This is a genomic window from Comamonas avium, from assembly GCF_014836675.1.
GTDB classification, from domain to species: domain Bacteria; phylum Pseudomonadota; class Gammaproteobacteria; order Burkholderiales; family Burkholderiaceae_C; genus Comamonas; species Comamonas avium.
In genome coordinates this window covers 1-5,499 of record NZ_JACSQK010000014.1, presented here as the reverse complement: position 1 = coordinate 5,499, position 5,499 = coordinate 1, and the positions used below count along the sequence as shown (strand labels likewise).

Annotated in this window: 2 tRNA genes and 3 rRNA genes; all 5 read left to right on the top strand. The window is 50.6% G+C overall.

From position 1 onward, the window contains the following. Positions 1 to 187 precede the first annotated feature (187 nt). The 5 genes from H9646_RS18275 (at position 188) to rrf (ending at position 5,490) form a co-directional block, all read left to right on the top strand. A 16S ribosomal RNA gene (locus H9646_RS18275) occupies positions 188 to 1,720 on the top strand. Positions 1,721 to 1,805: 85 nt separating this feature from the next. After that, a tRNA-Ile gene (locus H9646_RS18270) sits at positions 1,806 to 1,882 on the top strand. Positions 1,883 to 1,907: 25 nt separating this feature from the next. Continuing rightward, a tRNA-Ala gene (locus H9646_RS18265) sits at positions 1,908 to 1,983 on the top strand. Positions 1,984 to 2,363: 380 nt separating this feature from the next. Continuing rightward, positions 2,364 to 5,242: ribosomal RNA gene (locus H9646_RS18260) — 23S ribosomal RNA — on the top strand. 135 nt (positions 5,243 to 5,377) lie between these two features. Next, a 5S ribosomal RNA gene (rrf, locus tag H9646_RS18255) occupies positions 5,378 to 5,490 on the top strand. The 16S, 23S and 5S rRNA genes sit together here with 2 tRNA genes alongside, the layout of an rRNA operon. Positions 5,491 to 5,499 lie beyond the last annotated feature (9 nt).

Sequence of the window (5,499 nt, the reverse complement as noted above, 5' to 3'; positions counted from 1 at the left end):
GGTTAAGTTCCAAGAAGAGATTTTTGGGATGTTTCTTTAAAAAGATACAGCCGATAAGCGTGGGCGTTTGAAGGCGAATTGCCAAGTTCTTTTAGAACTAAATCAAACGCTCATGGAGATAGAAGTGAAGTTCACTTCAATTCCGTTTTTATGAGTGAAGTCGAAAGACTTTAAATTTATCAAGATCGAACTGTAGAGTTTGATCCTGGCTCAGATTGAACGCTGGCGGCATGCCTTACACATGCAAGTCGAACGGTAACAGGTCTTCGGATGCTGACGAGTGGCGAACGGGTGAGTAATACATCGGAACGTGCCTAGTAGTGGGGGATAACTACTCGAAAGAGTAGCTAATACCGCATGAGATCTACGGATGAAAGCAGGGGATCGCAAGACCTTGTGCTACTAGAGCGGCTGATGGCAGATTAGGTAGTTGGTGGGATAAAAGCTTACCAAGCCGACGATCTGTAGCTGGTCTGAGAGGACGATCAGCCACACTGGGACTGAGACACGGCCCAGACTCCTACGGGAGGCAGCAGTGGGGAATTTTGGACAATGGGCGAAAGCCTGATCCAGCAATGCCGCGTGCAGGATGAAGGCCTTCGGGTTGTAAACTGCTTTTGTACGGAACGAAAAGCTTTGGGTTAATACCCTGGAGTCATGACGGTACCGTAAGAATAAGCACCGGCTAACTACGTGCCAGCAGCCGCGGTAATACGTAGGGTGCAAGCGTTAATCGGAATTACTGGGCGTAAAGCGTGCGCAGGCGGTTTTGTAAGACAGAGGTGAAATCCCCGGGCTCAACCTGGGAACTGCCTTTGTGACTGCAAGGCTAGAGTACGGCAGAGGGGGGTGGAATTCCGCGTGTAGCAGTGAAATGCGTAGATATGCGGAGGAACACCGATGGCGAAGGCAACCCCCTGGGCCTGTACTGACGCTCATGCACGAAAGCGTGGGGAGCAAACAGGATTAGATACCCTGGTAGTCCACGCCCTAAACGATGTCAACTGGTTGTTGGGTCTTAACTGACTCAGTAACGAAGCTAACGCGTGAAGTTGACCGCCTGGGGAGTACGGCCGCAAGGTTGAAACTCAAAGGAATTGACGGGGACCCGCACAAGCGGTGGATGATGTGGTTTAATTCGATGCAACGCGAAAAACCTTACCCACCTTTGACATGTACGGAAGTCGCTAGAGATAGCTTCGTGCTCGAAAGAGAGCCGTAACACAGGTGCTGCATGGCTGTCGTCAGCTCGTGTCGTGAGATGTTGGGTTAAGTCCCGCAACGAGCGCAACCCTTGCCATTAGTTGCTACATTTAGTTGAGCACTCTAATGGGACTGCCGGTGACAAACCGGAGGAAGGTGGGGATGACGTCAAGTCCTCATGGCCCTTATAGGTGGGGCTACACACGTCATACAATGGCTGGTACAAAGGGTTGCCAACCCGCGAGGGGGAGCTAATCCCATAAAGCCAGTCGTAGTCCGGATCGCAGTCTGCAACTCGACTGCGTGAAGTCGGAATCGCTAGTAATCGTGGATCAGAATGTCACGGTGAATACGTTCCCGGGTCTTGTACACACCGCCCGTCACACCATGGGAGCGGGTCTCGCCAGAAGTAGGTAGCCTAACCGCAAGGAGGGCGCTTACCACGGCGGGGTTCGTGACTGGGGTGAAGTCGTAACAAGGTAGCCGTATCGGAAGGTGCGGCTGGATCACCTCCTTTCTGGAAAATGAAGCAGTTCAAGTTTGAACGCCCACACTTATCGGTTGTTGGATGACCTGTTGAAGTCGAGAGGCTTTGATGGATTGGGTCTGTAGCTCAGCTGGTTAGAGCACTGTGTTGATAACGCAGGGGTCGTTGGTTCGAGCCCAACTAGACCCACCAAACTTCCAATGCGAAAAACCCGATTGGGGGATTAGCTCAGCTGGGAGAGCACCTGCTTTGCAAGCAGGGGGTCGTCGGTTCGATCCCGTCATCCTCCACCAAACAACGTGTTTGTTTAAAAACTATAGCGCCGTGTGGTGCTATAATCGTTGGCTCCACTCAATACAAAAGCAGTCTTGCAAAGACTGCTTTTGTATTGATCGATCCGATCAATAGGCTGTTCTTTAAAAATTCATAGAGTCGAAATCAGTATTGCTGACGGAAACACCCTTTGAGGTGACCGTGCCGTCAGCAATTATTTGATTGCGTCAACACGAATTCAACTTTGAATTCATGTAATGACGAATATTCTCAAAAGTCGTATCGCAAGATGCGGCAGCAAAGATATTCACATTACGGCATAACGCGTGAGGTGTGAGACCTCACAAGTCTTTGAACTCCGAATATGGCGATGTTTCGATAAGAGACGTCAAAGTTATAGGGTCAAGTGACTAAGAGCATATGGTGGATGCCTTGGCGATTACAGGCGATGAAAGACGTGATAGCCTGCGATAAGCTTCGGGGAGCTGGCAAATAAGCTTTGATCCGGAGATTTCTGAATGGGGAAACCCACCCGCAAGGGTATCGCACACTGAATACATAGGTGTGCGAGGCGAACCTGGAGAACTGAAACATCTAAGTACCCAGAGGAAAAGACATCAACCGAGATTCCGAAAGTAGTGGCGAGCGAAATCGGAGGAGCCTTCTAGTGATAGTCGATGAGTTAACAAAATGGCATGGAAAGGCCGACCATAGTGGGTGATAGTCCCGTATGTGAAAACTCAACGGTGGTACTAAGCTAGAGAAAAGTAGGGCGGGACACGAGAAATCCTGTCTGAATATGGGGGGACCATCCTCCAAGGCTAAATACTCGTAATCGACCGATAGTGAACCAGTACCGTGAGGGAAAGGCGAAAAGAACCCCGGGAGGGGAGTGAAATAGATCCTGAAACCGTATGCTTACAAAAAGTAGGAGCCTCGTAAGGGGTGACTGCGTACCTTTTGTATAATGGGTCAGCGACTTACATTCAGTGGCAAGCTTAACCGAATAGGGAAGGCGTAGAGAAATCGAGTCCGAATAGGGCGAATTAGTCGCTGGGTGTAGACCCGAAACCAAGTGATCTAACCATGGCCAGGATGAAGGTGCCGTAACAGGTACTGGAGGTCCGAACCGACTGATGTTGCAAAATCAGCGGATGAGCTGTGGTTAGGGGTGAAAGGCTAAACAAACTTGGAAATAGCTGGTTCTCTCCGAAAACTATTTAGGTAGTGCCTCAAGTATTACCTGCGGGGGTAGAGCACTGTTTTGGCTAGGGGGTCATGGCGACTTACCAAACCAAGGCAAACTCCGAATACCGCAGAGTACAGCTTGGGAGACAGAGCACCGGGTGCTAACGTCCGGACTCAAGAGGGAAACAACCCAGACCGCCAGCTAAGGTCCCTAAAATTGGCTAAGTGGGAAACGAAGTGGGAAGGCTAAAACAGTCAGGATGTTGGCTTAGAAGCAGCCATCATTTAAAGAAAGCGTAATAGCTCACTGATCGAGTCGTCCTGCGCGGAAGATGTAACGGGGCTAAGCCAGTTACCGAAGCTGCGGATGTGCAATTTATTGCACGTGGTAGGAGAGCGTTCTGTAAGCCTGTGAAGGTGTCTGGAGACGGATGCTGGAGGTATCAGAAGTGCGAATGCTGACATGAGTAGCGTTAAAGGGGGTGAAAAGCCCCCTCGCCGTAAGCGCAAGGTTTCCTACGCAACGTTCATCGGCGTAGGGTGAGTCGGCCCCTAAGGCGAGGCAGAGATGCGTAGCTGATGGGAAACAGGTCAATATTCCTGTACCGATCAATAGTGCGATGTGGGGACGGAGAAGGTTAGCTCAGCCAACTGTTGGATATGTTGGTTCAAGCCTGTAGTCGTGCCTGGTAGGCAAATCCGCCGGGCTTAGATGAGGGGTGATAACGAGTGTGCTTGCACACGAAGTGAGTGATACCCTGCTTCCAGGAAAAGCCACTAAGCTTCAGCTATTGACGACCGTACCGCAAACCGACACTGGTGCGCGAGATGAGTATTCTAAGGCGCTTGAGAGAACTCTGGAGAAGGAACTCGGCAAATTGATACCGTAACTTCGGGAGAAGGTATGCCCTCGGTAAGTGAAGTTGAACAAACGGAGCTGAAAAGGGTTGCAAAAAATCGGTGGCTGCAACTGTTTAATAAAAACACAGCACTCTGCAAACACGAAAGTGGACGTATAGGGTGTGACGCCTGCCCGGTGCTGGAAGATTAAATGATGGGGTGCAAGCTCTTGATTGAAGTCCCAGTAAACGGCGGCCGTAACTATAACGGTCCTAAGGTAGCGAAATTCCTTGTCGGGTAAGTTCCGACCTGCACGAATGGCGTAATGATGGCCACACTGTCTCCTCCAGAGACTCAGCGAAGTTGAAATGTTTGTGATGATGCAATCTCCCCGCGGAAAGACGGAAAGACCCCATGAACCTTTACTGTAGCTTTGTATTGGACTTTGAACGGATCTGTGTAGGATAGGTGGGAGGCTTTGAAGCCAGGACGCTAGTTCTGGTGGAGCCGACGTTGAAATACCACCCTGGTGCGTTTGAGGTTCTAACCTAGGTCCATTATCTGGATCGGGGACAGTGCATGGTAGGCAGTTTGACTGGGGCGGTCTCCTCCCAAAGCGTAACGGAGGAGTTCGAAGGTACGCTAGTTACGGTCGGACATCGTGACGATAGTGCAATGGCATAAGCGTGCTTAACTGCGAGACTGACAAGTCGAGCAGATGCGAAAGCAGGACATAGTGATCCGGTGGTTCTGTATGGAAGGGCCATCGCTCAACGGATAAAAGGTACTCTGGGGATAACAGGCTGATACCGCCCAAGAGTTCATATCGACGGCGGTGTTTGGCACCTCGATGTCGGCTCATCTCATCCTGGGGCTGTAGTCGGTCCCAAGGGTATGGCTGTTCGCCATTTAAAGAGGTACGTGAGCTGGGTTTAAAACGTCGTGAGACAGTTTTGTCCCTATCTTCCGTGGGCGCTGCAGATTTGAGGAAGCCTGCTCCTAGTACGAGAGGACCGGAGTGGACACACCTCTGGTGTACCTGTTGTCACGCCAGTGGCATCGCAGGGTAGCTAAGTGTGGAAGAGATAACCGCTGAAAGCATCTAAGCGGGAAACTCGTTTCAAGATGAGATCTGCCGGGGCCTTGAGCCCCCTGAAGGGTCGTTGTAGACCACGACGTTGATAGGCTGGGTGTGGAAGCGCAGTAATGCGTTAAGCTAACCAGTACTAATTGCCCGAGCGGCTTGACCCTATAACTTTGATTACTGCCAGATGGTGGTTCAAACGGACTAGTTATGCCAAGTTGCGCAATCAAATAAACCAAAAATCTGATTTTTACTCTATGAATTTGCGAAGTAGCGCATGCGCTGCTTTGCTACAAGTTATGCCTAGTGACCATAGCAAGTTGGCTCCACTCCTTCCCATCCCGAACAGGACAGTGAAACGACTTTGCGCCGATGATAGTGCGGGTTCCCGTGTGAAAGTAGGTCATCGCTAGGCTCTTACAGC